Below are 19,925 nucleotides of genomic sequence, written 5' to 3' on the forward strand. Positions count from 1 at the left end.
GCCCATGCCTGCAGAGTCCCGCAATCTTTCCGGTTCAGTCGTCGCCCTCACCGGTGCCAGCTCCGGCATCGGCCAGGCCGCTGCCCGCCTGCTCGTCGAGGCCGGCGCCAAGGTCGTGCTCGGTGCCCGCCGCGCCGACCGCCTCGAGGCCCTCGTCGCCGAGCTCGGAGCCGAGAACGCCCTCGCCGTCCCCGGCGACGTCCGCAAGCCCGAGGACCAGGAGGCGCTCGTCGCCGCCGCGGTGGAGCGCTTCGGGCGGCTCGACAGCGTCGTGGCCAACGCCGGCCTCGGCAAGTACGGCGGCATCACCGACGCCAGCGACGACGAGCTCCGCACGATGCTCGAGACCAACCTCGACGGCACCGTGTGGACCGTGCGCTCGGCCGTGCGCCAGTTCCGCGCCCAGGGCGACGGCGGCGACGTCGTCATCGTCAGCTCGGTCGCCGGCCTGCGCGGCGGCGAGGACGAGGCCGTCTACGCCTCCACCAAGTTCGGCCAGGTCGGCCTCGCCGGCTCGCTCGACCGCGAGGTCCGCGCCGAGGGCATCCGCGTCAGCACGATCTGCCCCGCCGGCGTCAAGACCGAGTTCGCCATCGGCGACGGCCGCACCGAGGGCGACCCGGCGCTCGACGACTACCTCGCCCCTGAGGACGTCGCGTTCGCGATCGTCACGGTCCTGCAGCAGCCCCGCCGGCTGCGCACGACCCTGTGGGCCATGTGGAGCATGAAGCAGGGCAGCTGACCCTCAGCCTGACGACGCGGCCTCACGCGCCTCGCGCGTGAGGTCGCGTCCTGCTCCGCCGAGCGCCGCCAGAGCGACCACCGGGCCGTGCGTGTCACGCGCGGCGTTCTGCTGCACCGTCGCACGCGGGACCAGCACGAGCCGCTCCACCTGCGTGCCGCCGCGCAGCTCCACGAACGCCGCGACGTCGAAGCCCCAGCTGCGCAGCCGGAACTGCCCGCTCTCGGCCAGCAGCACGGCGACCCGCTCGCCGTCGGCGTCGAGCACGTCGTAGGTGCGACCAGGCCCGGCCGGGCGCCCGCCGAGCAGCGCGCTGACGAGCCAGCGGGCGAAGCTGCCCGCGGGGTCGGCTGCCGCCCCTTCGAGCCCGCGCCGCCGCAGCTCGTCGACGACCTCAGCCAGCTGGGCGAGCAGCTCGGGCGTGGTCCGCTCGCCGACGCTCACTGCAGCAGGCTCACGCCGCGCGCGATGACCAGCACGCTGAGCAGGATCGCCGACACCGACTCGACCGCCATCAGGCACTTGGCGCGCGCCGACAGCGGCATGGTGTCGGTGGGGCTGAACGCCGAGGAGTTCGTCACCGAGACGTAGAGGTAGTCGACGAACCCCGGCAGCCAGCCGGACTTCACCGACGAGCGGGTCGCCACCTCGCCCACCGCGTCGTGGTCCTCGTCCTGCGGGAAGCGGAAGTCGGCCGCAGGCAGGTCTTCCCGCGCCACCTGGGTCCGCACGACCGGGCCGCCGCGGTCGAGCTCCCAGAAGCAGAGCCCGAAGACGAGGATGTTCGTCAACCACACCTGACCAGCGCCGACCACGAGAGCCGATCCCTGCGGGGTGTGGCTCTCGAGCAGGGCCCGCAGCAGCTGCACCAGCGCCAGCAGGTTGGTGGCGGCGATCAGGAGGACGAGGCCGAGCGAGAGCTTGCGCAACCAGGTGTTCTCCCGGCGCAGCCGGTGCGGGTTGGCGGCGAGCACGGGGATGAACAGCAGCACTTCCAGCGCGGGCACCACCAGCCGCGGGCCCAGGGTCAGCCGGCTGGGCAGCAGGGCGTAGAGCGTGATGGCCGCGACCACCGCGACGGCGGCAGGCAGGCGTACCTCTCCCGGGTGCCCGGTGGCGGTGGTCGCCACCTCAGCCGCCGCGTACGACGTCGACGTGCACGTGGTCGCGGTGCTGCTTGATGGCGTTGGTCGGGTCGTCGCTGACGTAGCGGCGCCAGCCCTGCGACGAGCGCGCCGCGCTCCAGATGTGGTCGTCGTAGATCACGGTCGCCAGCTCGAGCCGGGCGGAGTTGGCCACCATCCAGTGCGCCATCGCCCAGCCGTCAAGGCGGTTCGCCGTGCTCGCCGGCCGGAAGAAGACGTCGATGGCCCGGCCCTCGTAGTGCGCGGAGTCCTCGATGTGGCCGGTGGAGACGCCGCCGGGCTCGAAGCCGCCCAGCGACTGCTTGCCCCAGACCGCCTCCATCGCACTGCGTACGCTGTTGGCCCGCGTCGTGAGCCCCGTGCCGGTGAGCGACTGGCGGGGTGCCTTCGCCGGGCTCGTGCGGCAGGTCAGCGCGGCCTGCGTGTGCCCGGTGAGGGCGTTGGCCAGCGCCGCCGCCTGCGGCTCGTGCTTCGCGTACGCGGACGGCAGTGCGCTGCGCTGCACCGCCTGCGCGGCGCGGGTCAGCGAGAGCCGCTCCCAGCCCTCGACCCCGTCGAGCGCGCGGTAGAACTTCGTGGACGAGTAGACCGGGTCCTGCACCTGGCGGGCGGTGCCCCAGCCCTGCGACGGCCGCTGCTGGAACAGCCCGAGGCTGTCGCGGTCGCCGTGGTCGAGGTTGCGCAGCTTGGACTCCTGCAGCGCGGTCGCGATCGCGATGGTGACGGCACGCTGCGGCATCCCGAGCCGGGTGCCGACTCCGGCGATCGTCGCGGCGTTGGCGGCCTGGTCGCGGTCGAGCCCGACCTCGGTCGAGCCGACGGTGACCGTGCACGCCTTCGAGCTGGGGACGAAGGGCAAGGAGTCCGGCAGCAGGGCGCTGACCAGCCGCTGGGCGCCGGCCACGACGAGCAGGCCGAAGGCGATGATCAGCAGTGCGGCGAGCCAGCGCAGGTCGCGCCCCTGCTTCGCGCGGCCCGTGCGCGCCGTGCGCGGGCGTGGCCGGGCGCCCGCGCCGGAGGTACGCCTCGGCGCCGGTCGTCGGGCTGTCTGCTGCGGCACGGTGGGACAACTGTGTCAGGTGCCGGGGCGTTCCGGCCGGGTGGCGGGCCGTGCGGTGTGTCGCCCGCTCGACCCGGCCGCTGCGGGGCCGCCAAGTCGTCCGCAAGAGAACGGCAAGTGCCCGGGCGCACGGTGGTGCCATGACAACGACCACGGCCCACACCGGGCACCACTCCACCGTCCACATCAACCCCACGACCTGGAACGCCGGCTTCCACTACGACCAGGCGCAGCTGCGTCCGGCGCCGTCGGTGCTGTTGACCGTCGCCGGCCAGGGCGCCACCGACCGCTCCGGTCAGCTGCAGCACCCCGGCGAGGTCGAGCCCCAGCTCGCCGCCGCCATGGCCAACGTCGAGGAGCTGCTCGCCGCCGGCGGCATGGGGTTGCGCGACGTCCTGCGCATGACCGTCTACGCCACTGACGTCGACGCGACCCTCGCCGGCTACGGCGCGGTCGTCTCGCGGCTCGCTGCCGCCGGCGCCACCCCGCCCGCGACCCTGGTCGGCGTCAGCCGGCTGGCCATCCCGGGCATGACCGTCGAGATCGAGGTGAGCGCGGGTCGCTGAGCGCCGGGTAGGTCGTGGCCGCGGCGGGGAACGCTGCGGCCATGACCGTTCCCGACCCCGTCCGCCCCGCCGCCAGCCCCGTCTTCCCCGGCACCGCCGAGCCCTCGGGCGAGCACGACCCCGAGCGTGCGGAGGAGTACGCCGAGTCCGTCGGTGTCGACCCCTCGCCCGACCAGGTGGAGCACTACCAGGAGCTGACCGGCGACGGGCCGGACGACGGCGACCCCTCCGCACCCCCGCGATGATCATGGGCTAGTCAGGTGACACGCCCGGCGTGTCGCCTGACTTCCTCATGATCATCGCCGAGGGGGCCGTGTTTCCGGCGGGTTGCAGTTCGGGGCGGTTTGTTAACTCTGTAGACGAATCGCCGGAAAGGGCTACTGCTGCGTACATCGGTGACCTTACGGTGCGATCGCTCCTGACTACCTCAGGCAAGCATTCGAACCGCGAGAGGAACCCCAGCACATGACCTGGACGGCACCCGTCCGCAGACGCGCAGTCGTCGGCGCCCTCTCCGCGGGCCTGATGGTGGCGTCGGCGACCGCCGCGCTCAACCTGCCCGCCTCCGCCGCCGAGGCGTCCGCCGCACCAGCGGCCTCGGCCCGCTTCTCCGTCGCCGCGACGGCTGGCGGCTACCGCGTCACCCTTCACCTGGACTCGGCCCTCGAGGCGCGCGACGCGCTGCCCGAGGTCGCGGTCGACGGCACCGTCATCGGCACGGCGAGCGTCTCGGCCGACGGCAGGACCGTCAGCGCGGTCACGTCCGACGCGAGCGTCGCGTCGGCCTCCTCCGCCGAGGTGGCCTACGACGGCGTCGTGCCGTCCGCAGCGGGCGCCCGCGCCAAGATGCGTACGGTGGCCCCGGCCGCTCCGGCACCGCTGACCAGCGCCGCGGTCCTCGCCGACGACCCCGCGACCCCCGGCCCCTACGTGGTCTCCCGCGCCGACTACGACTTCGGCGACACCGCCACCACGCTGCCCGGGCTGGGGGGCCGCTACAACGAGCTCCGCGGTGCGGTCTACCTGCCGACAGGTGCGACCGGCAAGAGGCCTGTCGTGATCTTCCTGCACGGCCGGCACTCCGCCTGCTACAACCCCACGACCCTCAAGTCGGACAACAGCATCTGGCCGTGCGCGCCGGGCTTCCAGCCCATCAACAGCTACCTCGGCTACACCGAGCAGGCCAACGCCCTCGCGAGCCACGGCTACGTCGTGGTCTCCATCAGCGCCGACGGCATCAACGCGCAGGATGCGCCCTACACAGACGACGCCGGCACCGCGGCACGCGGCCAGCTCGTGCTGCAGACGCTCGACCTGCTGGACCGCTGGAACGACGGCAAGGGCGACAAGAAGCAGCGGGCCGCCCTGACCGGCCGGCTCGACCTCACCACTGTGGGCCTCATGGGCCACTCGCGCGGCGGTGAGGGCGTGGTCGAGGCCGCGCTGCAGAACGCGGCGCTGCACCACCCCTACGGCATCAAGGCGGTGTTCCCGCTGGCGCCGATCGACTTCGCCCGCGAGACGCTGCCCGACGTGCCGATGGCGGTGATGCTGCCCTACTGCGACGGCGACGTCTCGAACCAGCAGGGCCAGCACTACTACGACGACTCCCGCTACGCGCACGCCGACGACGTGCTCCGCAGCTCGCTCATGGTCATGGGCGCCGACCACAACTTCTTCAACACCGAGTGGACTCCTGGCGTCTCCACCGCACCGTCCAACGACGACTGGAGCGCGGCTGACGACTCGGTGTGCGGCACCGCGTCCCCGACGAGCCAGCGGCTCGCACCGGCTGCGCAGCGGGCGGTGGGCACTGCGTACATCGACGGGTTCTTCCGCATGGTCCTCGGTGGCGAGAAGCAGTTCCTGCCGCTGTTCGACGGCAGTGGCAGCACCGTCCGCTCGACCGGCAGCGCCGCGGTCTACACCGAGGCGCAGCAGCCCGGTTCGCAGCGGCTGGACGTCGCGCCGCTCGAGGCGGCGGCCAGCAACGTCAAGGTGAGCGGCTTCGCCACCGGCGCGTACTGCGCCAGCTCGTCGGTCCGGGTGACGCAGGGCTCGGGCACTACGCCCTGCTTCACGCTGCCGCAGACCTCGCGCTCGCCGCACTTCACGCCGGCGTCCTACGCGGGCTGGGTGCCGATCTCGCCCGTGCTGAAGACCGTGTGGACCGACGCCAGCGTCCCGGCCTCGGTCCGCGCGACGCTGCCCGCCGGCTCCTTCGACGTGTCGCGGTTCTCGGCGCTCACCTTCCGCGCCGCGCTCGAGGAGAACCAGACAGGGCCGGCCGACATGGACGTCACGGTCGTCGACGGCAGGGGGACGACGCAGTCGGTCAGCGTCTCGTCGGTCAGCCCGGCGCTGACGCCCTTCCCGGCGTCGACGAACACGCCGAACGGCTTGGCGCTGCTGCCGAAGACCTGGATGCGTACGGTGCGCATCCCGCTCTCGTCGCTGACGTCGCTGGACCTGCACGACGTCCGGGAAGTACGCCTGACGCCCCGCAGCGCGACGGGGGGCGCCTACCTGTCCGATCTCGCGTTCGACACGCCGGGTGTCGGAGCTGGTGGGCCGTCGACGCTGCCGCAGCTGAGCATCGCCGACGCCAGCGTGGACGAGGGCAACGCCCCCGGATACGCGGCGATGACGATCTCGCTGTCGGACAAGCTCAAGGCGCCGGCCAGCGCGTGGCTGTCAGTGGTCACGGGCACGACGCAGCTCGAGGCGCAGGCCATCCCGGTCCAGTTCCCGGTGGGCGCCCGGTCCGTGACGGTCCAGGTGCCGCTGCTGGGGAACACCACGCCCGAGGCGACACCGGTCAGCGTCAACAAGATCGGCGTCTCGGCGCCCAAGGGCGTCCTGCTCGACGACGAGTTCGCCGCCCTGACGATCCGGGACGACGACGCAGTGGTCGCGCCGTAGCCCGCTGGCCCGCCGCCCCGCACTCGCGGGGCGGTGGGCTCAGGGCGTGCGGGCGCGGAGCACCAGGTCCATCGTCTCGGCGAGGGCGACGCTGTCGGCCAGGGAGTGGACGGGGGAGTCGGTGCGGCCCTCGGCGACGTAGGCCGCCAGGGCCGCGGCCTGCCACGCCAGGCCGTCGCGGCCGGACAGCCCGGACTCGTCGCGCCACTCGTGCCGGCCGCTCGGGCCGGAGACGCAGAAGCCGCTGGGGAAGACGACGTGGTCCGTGACCACCGCGGTGCCCTCGGTGCCGATGATCTCGGCGTGGCCGGACGTGTCGTTCCACAGCGTCGTGGCCACGGACGCCAGCCGGCCGTCTGCGGCCGCCAGCGCGACGACCGCGGAGGTGTCCACCCCGTCGACCGCCTGCACCGACGCGGAGACGTGCACCGGGCGCCCGACCGCGAACTGGGCGAACCACAGCCCGTAGACACCCATGTCGAGCGTGACCCCGCCGCCCTGCTCCGGCGGGTCCCAGAGGCGCCCGTCGTGCGCCCGCCAGCCGACGGTCACCGACGCGACGCGCGGGTCGCCGACCGCACCCGCGGCGAGCTGGCGCGCGAGCTCGACGTAGGTCGGCACGTACCTCGTCCACAGTGCTTCCATCACCAGCACGCCCGCGCTGCGTGCCGCGTCGGCGAGCCGGCGGGCGTCCGCCGCGCTGGTCGCGAGCGGCTTCTCCACGAGCACGTGCTTGCCGGCGGCGACCGCCCGCAGGGCGATGTCGACGTGCGTCGCGTTGACCGAGGCGACGTAGACGACGTCGACGTCGCTGTCGACCAGGGCGTCGTAGGAGTCGTACGTCGCCGGCACGTCGAAGCGGGCGCCGAACTCCTGCGCCCGCGCCGCGGACCGCGAGGCGACGGCGGCGACCTGCTGGTCGGTGTGGCGCTGCACGGTGCTCACGAAGTCGGCGGCGATGCCGCCGGGGCCTGCGACGCCCCAGCGCAGGGCAGGGGCGTCGCGCAGGCCGATGTCAGGCACGCACGGCTGTGCAGTCATGACGGCGGCCGTCAGTCGTTGGCGTGGAGCGCCGCGTTGAGGCCGCCCCAGTCGCCGGTGCGCGGCACGGCCTCGACCACCCCCGTCAGCGAGTTGCGGCGGAACAGCAGGCCCGGCACGCCGGAGAGCTCGCGCGCCTTGACCGTGCGGCCCTCGTCGAGGGCGACCTTCGTGCCGGCGGTGACGTAGAGGCCGGCCTCCACGACCGAGCCGTCGCCCAGCGAGATGCCCGTGCCGGAGTTGGCGCCGAGCAGCGCCCCCTGGCCGATGACGACGCGCTCGGTCCCGCCGCCCGACAGGGTGCCCATGATCGAGGCGCCGCCCCCGACGTCGGAGCCGTCGCCGACGACCACGCCCTGGCTGATGCGGCCCTCGACCATCGACGCGCCGAGCGTGCCCGCGTTGTAGTTGACGAAGCCCTCGTGCATCACGGTGGTGCCCGACGCGAGGTGCGCACCGAGGCGCACGCGGCTCGCGTCGGCGATGCGGACCCCCGACGGCACGACGTAGTCGGTCATCGCCGGGAACTTGTCGACGCCGAGCACCCGCACCGGGCGGCCGGCGGCGCGCAGACGCAGCCGGGTGTGCTCGAACCCCTCGACCGCGCAGGGCCCCTGGTCGGTCCACACGACGTTGGGCAGGTGGCCGAAGATGCCGTCGAGGTTGACGCCGTTGGGCTGCACGAGCCGGTGCGAGAGCAGGTGCAGCCGCAGGTAGACGTCGCTGGTGCCGGCCGGCGGCTCGGTCACGTCGACCGCGACCTGCACCACGGACGTACGCGTCGCGCGCTCATCGTCGGTGCCGACCAGCCGCTCGAGCAGCTCGCGCGTCGCGTCGTCGCCGCCGGGCTCGCCCGCGGCGGGCGCGGGGAACCAGGTGTCGAGGACGGCGCCGTCGGTCGTCGTGGTCGCGAGGCCCCAGCCCCAGAAGCGCGTCGTGCTGCTCGTGCGATCGGTCACGGCGGATACGGTACCGGCGTGGCTGCGCTCGACCTCTCCCGCGACGTCGTCGCGCTCACCGCGCAGGTCTGCGACGTGGCGTCGGTGAGCGGCGACGAGCGCGCGCTCGCCGACCTCGTCGAGGACGCACTGCGTACGCTGCCGCACCTGCGCGTCGACCGTGACGGCGACGCCGTGGTCGCGCGGACCTCGCTGGACCGCGCCGACCGGGTCGTGCTCGCCGGGCACCTCGACACGGTGCCGCTGGTCGGAGGCTCGCTGCCGACGCGGCTCGAGGACGGCGTGCTCCACGGGCGCGGCACCGTCGACATGAAGGGCGGCGTCGCCGTCGCGCTGAAGCTCGCGGCCCAGCTGGAGAGGCCGTCGCGCGACGTCACCTACGTCTTCTACGACCACGAGGAGGTGGCCGCGTCGCTCAACGGGCTCGGCCGCGTCGCGCGCACCCACCCCGAGTGGCTGGCGGGTGACTTCGCCATCCTGATGGAGCCGAGCGACGGGGTGGTCGAAGGCGGCTGCAACGGGACGCTGCGCGCCGAGGTGCGCACCACCGGCGTGACCGCGCACTCCGCCCGGGCGTGGATGGGTCACAACGCGATCCACGACGCCGCGGTGGTGCTCGAGCGGCTGCGCGGCTACGAGCCGCAGACTGTCGAGGTGGACGGGCTGGCCTACCGCGAGAGCCTCAACGCCGTGCAGGTCGCGGGGGGCATCGCGGGCAACGTCATCCCCGACCTGTGCGTCGTGACGGTCAACTACCGCTTCGCGCCGGCGAAGTCCGAGGACGACGCCGCCGCCCACGTGCGCCAGCTCTTCGACGGCTTCGACGTGACCATCACCGACTCCGCACCCGGGGCCCGCCCGGGTCTCGACCACCCTGCTGCTGCGGCGTTCGTGGCGGCCGTAGGTGGAGAGCCGAAGCCGAAGTACGGGTGGACCGACGTGGCACGCTTCGCCGGCCTGGGCGTGCCCGCGGTCAACTTCGGCCCGGGAGACCCGCTGCTGGCGCACAAGGACGACGAGCGCGTGCCCGTGGAGCAGCTCACCGCGTGCGAGGCCTCGTTGCTGGCGTGGCTCCAGGGCTAGCGGTCCCGGTCGAGCGGAAGCGTTAACAGCAGCGTCATCCTCCCCGTTGCTGCCGGCAACAACGAGGCGCCAGCATTCCGGCGTCCCCGACCCGGAGCCTCCCGGGTCGCGCCTGCCGACGGGAGCGTCCTCCTTGCCCCACCCATCGATGACCGGTAGCACGAGCACCTCGAGGCGGAACCGGCGTCGCCGCGTGACCGCTGTCGTCGGCGCCGTCGCCACCATCGGTCTCACGCTCACCGCTGTCGCACCTGCGCACGCGACCACCGCCGTCACCGATACCGCCGGGACCACCTGGGACGTCAACGACGCGGTCGCCGGCGGCGTGGACGACGGCTCGATCGCGACCGGTGGTGCGCCGTTCCAGAACGGCACCGGCACCAACCCGTTCGACGGCTTCGGCGCTCTGCGCGCGACCGTCGCGTCGCGCGGCACCACGGCAGGCGGCGCGCACATCGTGCGGGGCTTCGGGCTCACCTCCGACGGCGTCGACCGCTGGCGCACGACCTCCCCGGTCGACGTCGGCGGCGTCCGCTTCACCCGCTCGGTCCTGGTCTCCAGGACGGGGCACTGGGTCCGCTACGTCGACAGCGTCACGAACACGGCGAACGTCACCAAGCGGGTGGCGCTGGGCTTCGGCGGCGGCCTCGGCTACAGCACGACCGCCTTCCCCGCCAGCCTGATGACGCAGGGCAAGGCGCACGCGCCCAGCTCGACGTACGTCGCCATGACGAGCACCGGGGACAGCGCCCTGACACCTGCTGACAGCTGGGCGGTGTTCGCGCACAGCAGCGACGGGACCGCAGCAGAGCCCTCGACGCACGGTCCGTCGGGCGTGCTCATGGGGTCGGGGGCGGCGCGCTTCACCGACGTGGAGTACGCCAGGACCGCTTTCGTCACGCCCTACCAGTCGGCGGGCAGCGCGAAGGGCGCCGACTTCCTCGGCGTCGACTACGACGTACCCCTCGCAGCGGGACGGACCGCCACCCTCGTGCACTTCGTGGCGGCGGGCAGCGCGGAGACCGCCGCGACGACAGGCCAGCAGACAGCCATGGTGCAGGGGACGCTGCAGGCCCTCGCCGCCGCACCGCCGCTGGCGGACCTCAGCGCTGCGCAGCTCTGCACGCTGCGCAACATGGACCCGACCCGGGTCGCCGGCTACGACGGTGCCGCGTGCGCCGCCCAGCGGCCGCTCGGGCCCACGCCGCAGCCGGCGCGGCTGCGGCTCACCTCCAGCTCGCCCTACCCCGTGGCTGAGAAGACCGTCGCGCAGATGGTCGCAGACATGGCGGCGGGGCGCACCACCTCGGTGGAGATCACGCAGGCCTACATCGACCGCATCGCCGCCTTCGACGTGGCGAGCACGGGCCTGAACTCCTACCTCTACCTCGACGTCGCCGGCGCACTCGCCCAGGCACGCAAGGCGGACGCCGCGCGGGCCTCGGGCTCGACGGGTGCGCTGCTCGGCATACCGGTGGCGCTCAAGGACCTCTACGACACCAAGGACATGCCGACGACAGGCGGGTCGCTCGCCCTGGCCGGCAGCCGTCCGACGACGGACGCGACTGCCACGGCTCGGCTGCGGGCAGCAGGTGCGGTCATCCTGGGCAAGCTGAACCTGTCCGAGTTCGCCTGGAGCGGCAACTACAGCGTGAGCGGCGTGGGTGGCTCCACCGTCAACCCCTACGACACCGACCGGTCGGCGGCCGGCTCCAGCGGCGGCAGCGGCGCCTCGACAGCGGCGAGCCTCAACGCCTTCAGCATGGGCACGGACAGCTGCGGGTCCCTCCAGGGCGTCAGCGGCGTCACGGGGCTCTCGACCATCCGAGCCACCCGAGGCCTGACCAGCCTTGCCGGCGTCTTCCCGCTCGAAGGCTTCCAGGACAGTGCGGGCCCGATGGCTCGGACCGTGAGTGACCTCGCCACAGCCCTCACGGTGCTGGCGGGCCCTGACCCCGAGGACCCGCTGACCCGGACTGCCGCGGCTCACATCCCTGCCGGCGGCTTCGGCAGCTCCCTCTCGTCGACGGCGCTGAAGGGCAAGCGGCTGGGCTATCTCGACTACTTCCCGGGTGAGTACGCCGAGTCCACCGTGCAGCAGCACTTCTCCGGCGTCCTGCGCCAGCTCGGGAGGAGCGGCTCCACGGTCGTCGACGTCACCGACCTCTTCAACGCGGCCACGAGCAAGGCCTCAGCCGCCTACGACGCCTCGGGGGTCTGGAGCTCCTCGCACTACCACTACGACATCGACACGTTCCTCCGGGCCAACAAGGGGTTCACGAAGGGCAGCGTCGCTGCCATCGCGGCGAGCCACCACGCCATCCCCTTCCTCCAGGGCCCGCTGGAGGCGGCGGCGAAGGCCAAGCTGCCCACGAAGGCCGACCTCGCGAAGACCGCGCGCGCCAAGGCGGCCCTGGCCACGGCGATCTCGAGGTTCATGACGAAGAACCACCTCGACGCCCTGGTCTACCCGACCAACGCCGACGACGCACCGCTGGCCAACGGCGATCGCGGCTTCAACCAGAACTGCCAGATCAGCGCCAACAGCGGGCTGCCGGGCGTGACGGTCGCGACGGGTCTGGACAGCCACGGCCTACCGGTCGGCCTCGAGTTCCTCGGCAAGGCCTGGTCGGACGGGCGCCTGCTCGACATGGCCTACTCCTACGAGCAGGGCGCGAAGGGCACGGCCGTGGGCCGCAAGGCTCCTGCCGGCTACGGGAACCTGGCCTACCGCCGGGTGTCCTGATCGTCGGGCAGGGCCCGGGTCGCTGCTGCGCGGCCCGGGCCCTGCCGCTGCTCACGGAGGGGTTGACCAGGACGCGACGCCGCGCAACACTGAACCTCGTGGTTCACCGTCAGTTCGCAGCCCTGGGCGACCCGACCCGGCTGGCCATCGTCGAGCGGCTCGCCCGCGGGCCGGCACCGGCCGGCGAGCTGGCGGCGCCGACGGCGATGTCGCTGCCGGCCGTCCTCAAGCACGTGCGTGTGCTCGAGGACGCGGGGCTGGTGACGACGGTCAAGCGCGGCCGCGTGCGCGAGTGCCGGCTGCGCGACGACGCCCTGGTCGCCGTCGCGACGTGGACCGCACAGCAGCAGGCGCTCTGGTCGACCCGGCTGGACGCCCTCGGCAGCCTCCTGGAGGACTCGTGACCACCACCCCGCTCCTGTCGTTCGACCTCGAGCGCACCTATCCCGCACCGCCCGAGCGCGTCTGGGCCGCCTGGACCCGTGCCGACCAGCTCGAGCGCTGGGTCTGCCCCGACCCCGAGTGGCGCGTCGCGAGTTGCGAGGTCGACGCCCGCGAAGGCGGCGGCTACCGCCTGCGCTTCGGTCCGCGCCCCTCGGGCGACGCCTACAGCGAGGACGCCACCTTCACCGTCTTTGAGCCGGTGCAGCGCCTCGGGCTCGACATCCTCACCGCGGGCGAGGACATGGCCGAGCGCTCGCAGTGCACGGTGCTGTTCGAGCCGGTCGAGGGAGGTATGCGGCTGCAGCTCCGCGTCGACGGACTCTCAGGCGAGCTGACCGCCGACCAGATGCGCACAGGCTGGACGTGGTGCCTCGAGGGGATCGCGCAGCACCTCGCCGGCGCGGCCTGACGAGGGCTGTGCCGGTCAGTCGGAGGCCAGCTGGCCGGCAGTGATGAGGGGCGCCAGGTCGCCTCGCGTGAGGTAGCCGTCCTGCACGCACCGGAGCAGGAGCCTCCTCTCGGTCGAGGACACCTCCTCCTTGGTGGTGGCCCGCAGCACAGCAGCCACGTCGTCGGCAGCGGCCTCGTCCACACCGCGGACGGCGGCTTCGTAGCCCCGCAGCTTCGGGGCGGCCTGGTCGTCGCCCAGGTGCTTGGACACGATCTCCAGGTCGAGGCTGACGAAGCGGTGGCAGCCCTCCGCCCGGCTGGTGATCGGCGGCTGGGCCTCCGTGCGCGAGCCGTCGCCTGAGCGCAGGAGGAGCGCGGCCGCCGGACCGATCACCACGGCGAGCCCCGCCACCACGGCCACGCCGATCCACGCCCGTCGGCGAACTGGGCCGAACCGAGGCGACGGCACCCACAGCTGCCATCCGGCGCCCAACCGGGCGGTGGAGCCCAGCCGGCTGGGGGAGCGGGCCAGTTCGGCGGCGGGTTGTAGCGCAGGGCAGGCGTGCTGGGCGTGGTCATCGTCGCCTCCGTGGTCGTTGCCGCAGGACGGTGCCAGACGCCCCGGTGCACCGTGCCACCCCCATCTCCCCAGGATTGCCTGGGACAACCTTCGGTCGTCGCTCGGCGTTGGCCTGCCGTTCTCCTCGCCGACCGCGCAGGGTCACGATCGCTGCCTACCTTGCCTGCATCTCCTCTGACAAAAGGGCACAGATGCAGTCCAGTGCCGCGGTCCGCGCGCGCTCCGTCACCACCTCGTTCGGTGAGGTCCGGGCCCTCGACTCCGTTGACCTCGACGTCGTCCCCGGCGAGGTCCACGGCCTGGTCGGCCCCAACGGTGCAGGCAAGACCACCCTGCTCGGGCTGCTGCTCGGGCTCGCCGTGCCTGACGAGGGCGAGCTCGAGGTGCTGGGTACGCGTGTCGGCCGAACCCTTGCCGTGCCCGCCGGCGTTGCCGGTTTCGTCGACGCCCCCGGTCTCTACCCGACGCTCACCGCCCGGCAGAACCTCGTCGCGCTGGCCCGTCTGCGCGGGAGCGGAGGGACCGGCTCGGCGCGGGAGGTGGACGGCGCGCTCGAGCAGGTGGGGCTGACCGACGTCGCCGGCGACCGCGTACGCGGCTTCTCGCTCGGCATGCGCCAGCGCCTCGGCCTGGCCGCGGCCTTGATGACGCGGCCGCGGCTGCTCGTCCTCGACGAGCCCGTCAACGGGCTGGACCCGTCGGCCAAGCACCACGTCCACGCAGTGCTGGCCCGGCTGGCCGACGAGGGCGTTGCGATCGTGCTGTCGAGCCACCGGATGGACGACCTGGCTGCCCTCTGCTCCGACGTCACGATCCTCTCGACCGGACGAGTCGTGTTCTCCGGCTCCGTGGACAAGCTGGCCGTCGAGAGCGGCGAGCTCGACCACCGGGTGCTCACCTCGCATCCGGAGCGGGCGCGACAGGTCGCCGAGCAGGTGCCCGACGTGCACGTCGCTCCTGCGGGTCCGCGGTCCGCTGGCGACGCGCTGGTGGTACGCGGTGGTGTCGCAGCGCTCGACCAGCTGGTCGTGCGCCTGGTCGCGGCGGGCGTCCTGGTGCGCGAGTTCGGCCCTGTCGTGCCGCCTCTCGAGGCCGCCTTCCTGGCACTGACCGGCAGCAGCGACGAGGAGCCCGGATGACCGCGACCGCCGTCGCCCCGCCCGCGTCCCACGTGGCCGGCGCGGCTCCCATGCTCCCCGGCTACCGCTTCGAGGTGGCCAAGCTGCTCTCGCAGTGGCGGGTGCGCCTGCTGCTGCTGGCCTGCTGGCTCGCGCCGGCCGGGTTCGTGGCCGTCGTCAGCCGGCAGAGCTCACTGCCGGCCGACACCGTGTTCGGCCGCTGGATGGGCTCGACCGGCTGGGCGGGGTCCCTCGTCGTGCTCGGCTTCGCGTGCAGCTGGGTGCTGCCGCTGGTGACCTCGCTGGTGGCAGGCGACGTCTTCGCCGTCGAGGACCGGCTCGGCACCTGGCGCCACCTGCTCATCGCGGTCCGCTCGCCCGGCCGGATCTTCCTGACGAAGGCGCTCGCCAGCCTGACCGTCATCCTGGTCGTGGTCGCCGGACTGGCGGCCTCGAGCATCGTCGGAGGCGTCGCGGCCGTCGGGTCGCACCCGCTGGTCGGCATCGACGGGCACACGCTCGGGGCGGGCGACGCGGCGGGCACGGTGGTGCTCGCCTGGCTGTGCGTGCTCGCGCCCACCCTGGCCTTCGCGGCGATCGGCCTGCTCGGCTCGGTGATCTTCGGGCGCTCGCCGACAGGCCTGCTCCTGCCGGCTGTGGTGGCGCTGGCGATGGACCTCGCGCTCGTGCTCCCGGTCCCGGTGTCGGTGCGCCTCGCCCTGCCCAGCAACGCCTTCCTGGCGTGGCGTGGTCTCTTCACCGATCCCTCGCAGACCCGCCCGCTGCTCATCGGCGTGCTCGTCAGCCTGCTCTGGGCGGTGGTGGCGACTGGTCTGGCCCATGTGATCTTCCGGCGGCGCGACTTCACCGACCTTGCCTACGACGGCGCCGGCCGGCGTGCGGTCGCCGCGGCAGCGCTGCCCCTTGCTGCGCTCCTCGCGGTCAGCGTCGGTGTGACAGCAGCCACCACCTCCGCGTCCGGCTCGGGGATCGAGCGCCCGGAGCTCGAACGCTCGCTGTCGACGGCGTTCGCGCACCTCTACCGGCTGCAGACGGCGGAGCTGGGGCGCACCGACGTGAACGAGGCGCAGCTCGCCAGCCGCGCCGCCTGTGACAAGGGCGGCACGCGCGTGCAGGACCGCGGACCCGGCAACGACTGGCGCTGCGTGGTCTCGTGGCGCCTGCCTGGTGCCACGGCGGTCGGCAGCGCCATCTACCAGCTCGACGTGACCGCGGACGGGCGGTACGTCGCCGACGGGGACGGACCGAAGGAGGTGAACGGGTTCTTCCAGGTGCGCACCGCCCGAGGCGACGCACCGAACCCCCTGTGGCAGTTCGACGGCATCGTCGACCTGCTCGAACGCTCGTGAGCACGGCACAGAGAGAAGACTTCGCATGCAGGTAACGCGACGACGCGCACCAGTCGTCCGCCAAGGGCTCTTCGGCACCCGCAGGTTCCGCGTGGCCGTGGCCGGCGCTGCCGCACTGGCTGCCGCCAGCGGCGGCGTCGCCTACGGCTCGACGACCATCTTCGACCACAACGCGGTCGGCACTCAGTACGCCAACGGCCTGCAGGTGTCCGCCGACCAGGTCATCAAGCCCTTCGGAAGCCGTCTGACCACCCCCTACGGCAAGTTCATGGCTTCGACCGTCAGTCCTGACGGCCGCTTCCTCGCAGCCACCAGCACCGACCGCGGCGTGGCGCTGCAGGTCTTCGACCTCAAGACGTACGCGCTGCTCTGGCGCGCCGGCTCCGCGACGTCCGCCTCGGGCGTCGACCAGGCGCTGACCGTCACGACCGTCGGGCAGGAGGCCCCGACGTACTCGCCCGACGGCAAGGTCCTGTGGATGCCCAACGCCACAGGCCTGACCCGCTTCGCCGTGAAGGCGGACGGCACCCTCGGTGCCTTCACGACCGTGGCCATTCCGGACGTCGACGGCCGCGAGGCGCTCACCGGCGGCTCCGTCTACTCCGCTGACGGCAGGACCCTCTACGTCGCGGTCAACGGCCAGGACCGCGTCGTGGCCATCGACGCCACGACCGGCGCCATCGTGCGCTCGTGGGCGGTGGGCATCGCGCCGCGCCAGGTGGCGTTCGTGGGAGGCAGGCTCTACGTCAGCGACGAGGGCGGCCGCCAGGCCAAGGCGGGCGACACGACGATGGACTCCTACGGCACTGCGGTCCCTGCGGACGGCGACAAGGGCACCTCGACGACCGGCATCGTCAGCGTGATCGACACCGCTGCCCCGAGCGCCGCCGTCCGCTCCATCGGCGTCGGGCTGCACCCGACGGCGATGCACGTCGCCGGCAAGGCGCTCTTCGTCACGAACACCAACGACGACACGGTCTCGGTGGTCGACACGACGAAGGGCAAGGTCGTGCAGACGATCAACGCCAAGCCGTGGGCCGGCTCCGAGGTGGGCTACCAGCCCAACGGGGTCACCCTGACGAACGACGGGCACCTGCTCGTCACCCTCGGGCGCGCGAACGCCGTCGCGGTCTACCGCTACCAGGGCGACCCGCAGTCGCCGGTCGACCTCATCGGTCTGCTGCCGACGGACTACTACCCCTCGAACGTCGCCGAGGTCGGCGGGCGCGTCGTCGTCACCAACACCCGTGGCATCGACGCGCGCGGTCCCGAGGTCGTCTCCAAGCAGGGGTTCGGCACCACGCCGGTCACGGGCCACGGAACGCACAGCACGACAGCCTCTCTCACGAAGTTCTCGCTGCCGGCCGACTCGGTCATCGAGGACGAGACCGCCACGGTCTACGCACAGAACGGCTGGGGCAAGGCCAACCGCGACGTCAAGCAGACCCAGGGGCACCCCAAGAAGGCGACGGCCGTGCCCACCCGAATCGGTGACCCCTCGACCATCAAGCACGTCTTCCTGCTGGTCAAGGAGAACCGAACCTACGACCAGCTCTACGGCGACATGCCGCAGGGCAACGGCGACGCGTCGCTCGCGCAGTTCGGCAAGACGGTGACCCCGAACCAGCACGCGCTGGCGGAGCAGTTCGGCCTCTACGACAACACCTACGACATCGGCACCAACTCCGCCGAGGGTCACAACTGGCTCATGCAGGGCGACAACCCGGAGTACACGGAGACGAGCGCGGGGGAGTACACCCGCAGCTACGACACCGAGGAGGACGTCCTCGGCCACCAGCGCTCCGGCTTCCTCTGGACCAACGTCCAGGACGCCGGCGCCACCGCCCGCAACTACGGCGAGTTCCTCTACACCGAGGGCCGGCCTACCGCTCCGACGTGGCAGCAGTACTACTGCGTCGCCAGGAGCACCGACGCCGGCGGTGACCCGTCGCAGCTGTTCGACAACGGGCTCGAGGGCGACTACCACTCGGTCATCCCGTCGCTCGACGCGATCACCAACCACACGTCCCCGCCGTTCGACCTGACCATCCCTGACCAGTACCGCTACGAGGTCTGGAAGCAGGACTTCGAGAAGAACGGGCCGGCCAACTTCAACATGATGTGGCTGTCGAGCGACCACACGGGCGGTCCGGCGACCCCGCGCGCCATGGTGGCCGACAACGACCTCGCCGTCGGCAAGATCGTCGACGAGATCTCGCACTCGCCGTACTGGAAGGACTCGGCGATCTTCGTGGTCGAGGACGACAGCCAGGCCGGCGTCGACCACGTCGACGGCCACCGCGCGCCGATCCAGGTCATCAGTCCCTGGGCGAAGCGCGGTGTCGTCGACAGCACCTACTACACGCAGATCACGCTGGTGCGGACGATCGAGCAGATCCTCGGTGCCCAGCCGCTCAACCAGCGGCTCGCCGCGGCGACGCCGATGTACGGCGCCTTCGTCGACAAGAAGCCGGACTACACGCCGTACGACGCGGTCCCGAACCAGGTCCCGCTGACCGAGGGCGTCACACCCCAGCCGGCGTGCGGGCCGGAGAGCGCCGCGGCGACGCGTACCTCTCTGTCCTCCGCAGCGACCGCGATGGCGGCTCAGTGGAACGCGTGGAAGTCGGCGCAGCAGCTGACCGGCAACGGCGCTCGTGCAGACGCAGCGGCCCCGGAGCTCATGAACCGCTACACGTGGTACGCCACGCACGGCTGGACGGTGCCCTACCCGGGCGACAGCCGGGTCTACGCGCCGTCGCAGGTCCCTGGCGGCGCCATCCCGTCGGCGGACTCCGACTGACGCTCGCTCGTCCAGGACGGCCCGCCGGAAAGGACTCCGGCGGGCCGTCCGTCGTCCGCTAGCGTGCCAGCATGGTGGTGCGCGAGGAGCGGTACGCGGCCAGCGGGCCGTTGCGGATCTGGAGCGAGCGGACCGGTGACCCCGGCCTGCCCACGGTGCTGATGGTCATGGGCTCGGCCGCCCAAGGCATCAGCTGCCCCGACGCCCTGGTCGCGCGTCTCGTCGACCGTGGGGTGTCGGTGATCCGGTTCGACCACCGGGACACCGGACGCTCGAGCACCGTCGACTTCGACGCGCACCCCTACACGATCAGCGACCTGGCGCGCGACTGCCTGGCGGTCCTCGACGGCTGGGGCCTCGACTCCGCCCATGTCGCTGGCGCGTCCCTGGGCGGGATTATCGCGCAGCTGCTCGCGGTGCACTTCCCCGAGCGGGTCCGTTCCTTGACCGTCATCTCCAGCTCGCCGATGGGTCACGACCCCAGCCCTGCGTGGGAACGGGCGCAGGCGGGGGAGCCGGCCGACCCCGACGACCTGCCGCCGCCGTCGCCCGCCTTCCTGGCGCACCAGGCGTCGGACCTGCCTCCGGGTGTCGAGTCGGACGTCGAGCTGTTCCGGGTGTTCAACGGACCGGTGCGGCCGTTCGACGAGGCGGCGGCCCGGGCGATGCTCGAGCTCGCCCTCTCGCGCGCCACCGACCCGGCAGCCGCGGCACACCACCACCGGGCCGTGTGGCTGGAGTGCCCCGAGCTGGACGCCCCGCTCGCCTCGATCACCGCGCCGACGTCAGTCGTGCACGGCGACCAGGACCCGGTCTACCCCCTGGCGCACGGTGAGGCCGTGGCAGCCGCGATCCCCGGCGCGGTGCTGCACGTGGTGCCCGGCATGGGCCACGTGCTCACCTCGCCGGGACTGCCCGAGGAGGTCGCGGACCTGGTCCGCCTGTGAGCTGTGGAC

General features: G+C 72.7%; 18 protein-coding genes. 12 read left to right on the forward strand and 6 right to left on the reverse strand.

Annotation, left to right across the window (positions count from 1 at the left end; translation table 11 throughout):
* Positions 1–4 precede the first annotated feature (4 nt).
* Complete coding sequence (locus CLV35_RS13205; RefSeq protein WP_121193977.1) at positions 5–742, forward strand: SDR family oxidoreductase; 738 nt, start codon at positions 5–7, stop codon at positions 740–742.
* 3 nt (positions 743–745) lie between these two features.
* On the opposite strand, the gene CLV35_RS13210 is transcribed toward CLV35_RS13205, so the two are convergent.
* Genes CLV35_RS13210 through CLV35_RS20810 form a run of 3 tightly spaced genes read right to left on the reverse strand, consistent with a single transcriptional unit; the run spans position 746 to position 2,947 of the window.
* Entirely contained in the window at positions 746–1,186 is a 441-nt protein-coding gene (locus tag CLV35_RS13210) for a hypothetical protein (RefSeq protein WP_121193978.1), read from the reverse strand.
* On the reverse strand, positions 1,183–1,872 hold the full coding sequence (locus tag CLV35_RS13215) for a hypothetical protein (RefSeq protein WP_121193979.1): 690 nt from the start codon (positions 1,870–1,872) through the stop codon (positions 1,183–1,185). The genes CLV35_RS13210 and CLV35_RS13215 overlap by 4 nt, the downstream gene beginning before the upstream one ends.
* 1 nt (position 1,873) lies before the next feature.
* Positions 1,874–2,947 carry a hypothetical protein gene (locus tag CLV35_RS20810; RefSeq protein ID WP_183061963.1) on the reverse strand — a complete coding sequence of 358 codons (1,074 nt, stop codon included), beginning with the start codon at positions 2,945–2,947 and terminating at the stop codon, positions 1,874–1,876.
* A 140-nt stretch (positions 2,948–3,087) separates the two neighbouring features.
* On the opposite strand from CLV35_RS20810, the gene CLV35_RS13225 reads away from it, so the two are divergent.
* The 3 genes from CLV35_RS13225 (at position 3,088) to CLV35_RS13235 (ending at position 6,435) form a co-directional block, all read left to right on the forward strand.
* The gene (locus tag CLV35_RS13225) at positions 3,088–3,513 is read left to right on the forward strand and encodes a RidA family protein (protein WP_121193980.1); all 426 of its coding nucleotides are present in this window, start codon (positions 3,088–3,090) and stop codon (positions 3,511–3,513) included.
* 41 nt (positions 3,514–3,554) lie between these two features.
* On the forward strand, positions 3,555–3,758 hold the full coding sequence (locus tag CLV35_RS13230; RefSeq protein WP_147431966.1) for a hypothetical protein: 204 nt from the start codon (positions 3,555–3,557) through the stop codon (positions 3,756–3,758).
* A gap of 220 nt (positions 3,759–3,978) precedes the next feature.
* Complete coding sequence (locus CLV35_RS13235) at positions 3,979–6,435, forward strand: alpha/beta hydrolase family protein (RefSeq protein ID WP_121193982.1); 2,457 nt, start codon at positions 3,979–3,981, stop codon at positions 6,433–6,435.
* 39 nt (positions 6,436–6,474) lie between these two features.
* Here CLV35_RS13235 and CLV35_RS13240 read toward each other — a convergent pair whose 3' ends face one another.
* Complete coding sequence (locus CLV35_RS13240; protein ID WP_121193983.1) at positions 6,475–7,476, reverse strand: Gfo/Idh/MocA family protein; 1,002 nt, start codon at positions 7,474–7,476, stop codon at positions 6,475–6,477.
* A gap of 11 nt (positions 7,477–7,487) precedes the next feature.
* Positions 7,488–8,435 carry a 2,3,4,5-tetrahydropyridine-2,6-dicarboxylate N-succinyltransferase gene (gene dapD, locus CLV35_RS13245; protein WP_121193984.1) on the reverse strand — a complete coding sequence of 316 codons (948 nt, stop codon included), beginning with the start codon at positions 8,433–8,435 and terminating at the stop codon, positions 7,488–7,490.
* Positions 8,436–8,453: 18 nt separating this feature from the next.
* Here dapD and dapE point away from each other — a divergent pair, with 18 nt between their 5' ends.
* From dapE to CLV35_RS13265, 4 genes are all read left to right on the forward strand, one after another.
* On the forward strand, positions 8,454–9,518 hold the full coding sequence (gene dapE, locus CLV35_RS13250) for a succinyl-diaminopimelate desuccinylase (protein WP_121193985.1): 1,065 nt from the start codon (positions 8,454–8,456) through the stop codon (positions 9,516–9,518).
* 193 nt (positions 9,519–9,711) lie between these two features.
* The gene (locus CLV35_RS13255) at positions 9,712–12,264 is read left to right on the forward strand and encodes an amidase family protein (protein WP_183061964.1); all 2,553 of its coding nucleotides are present in this window, start codon (positions 9,712–9,714) and stop codon (positions 12,262–12,264) included.
* Positions 12,265–12,362: 98 nt separating this feature from the next.
* Positions 12,363–12,668, forward strand: a complete 306-nt coding sequence (locus CLV35_RS13260) for an ArsR/SmtB family transcription factor (protein ID WP_231121791.1) — start codon at positions 12,363–12,365, stop codon at positions 12,666–12,668.
* Positions 12,665–13,117: an SRPBCC family protein gene (locus tag CLV35_RS13265; RefSeq protein ID WP_183061965.1), complete on the forward strand. Its 453-nt coding sequence runs from the start codon at positions 12,665–12,667 to the stop codon at positions 13,115–13,117. The genes CLV35_RS13260 and CLV35_RS13265 overlap by 4 nt, the downstream gene beginning before the upstream one ends.
* A gap of 15 nt (positions 13,118–13,132) precedes the next feature.
* On the opposite strand, the gene CLV35_RS13270 is transcribed toward CLV35_RS13265, so the two are convergent.
* Positions 13,133–13,519, reverse strand: coding sequence for a hypothetical protein (locus CLV35_RS13270; protein ID WP_121193989.1), 387 nt, complete (start codon positions 13,517–13,519; stop codon positions 13,133–13,135).
* Positions 13,520–13,869: 350 nt separating this feature from the next.
* Here CLV35_RS13270 and CLV35_RS13280 point away from each other — a divergent pair, with 350 nt between their 5' ends.
* The 4 genes from CLV35_RS13280 (at position 13,870) to CLV35_RS13295 (ending at position 19,916) form a co-directional block, all read left to right on the forward strand.
* The gene (locus tag CLV35_RS13280; protein ID WP_121193991.1) at positions 13,870–14,817 is read left to right on the forward strand and encodes an ABC transporter ATP-binding protein; all 948 of its coding nucleotides are present in this window, start codon (positions 13,870–13,872) and stop codon (positions 14,815–14,817) included.
* Positions 14,814–16,166, forward strand: a complete 1,353-nt coding sequence (locus tag CLV35_RS13285; RefSeq protein ID WP_121193992.1) for an ABC transporter permease — start codon at positions 14,814–14,816, stop codon at positions 16,164–16,166. Before CLV35_RS13280 ends, CLV35_RS13285 begins: the two co-directional genes overlap by 4 nt.
* Positions 16,167–16,191: 25 nt before the next feature.
* Complete coding sequence (locus CLV35_RS13290) at positions 16,192–18,969, forward strand: bifunctional YncE family protein/alkaline phosphatase family protein (protein ID WP_121193993.1); 2,778 nt, start codon at positions 16,192–16,194, stop codon at positions 18,967–18,969.
* Positions 18,970–19,040: 71 nt separating this feature from the next.
* Positions 19,041–19,916 (forward strand): alpha/beta fold hydrolase, encoded by an 876-nt coding sequence (locus CLV35_RS13295; protein ID WP_121193994.1) that lies wholly within the window; start codon positions 19,041–19,043, stop codon positions 19,914–19,916.
* The last annotated feature ends 9 nt before the right edge of the window (positions 19,917–19,925 follow it).

This window comes from Motilibacter peucedani, from assembly GCF_003634695.1.
GTDB classification, from domain to species: Bacteria; Actinomycetota; Actinomycetes; order Motilibacterales; family Motilibacteraceae; genus Motilibacter; species Motilibacter peucedani.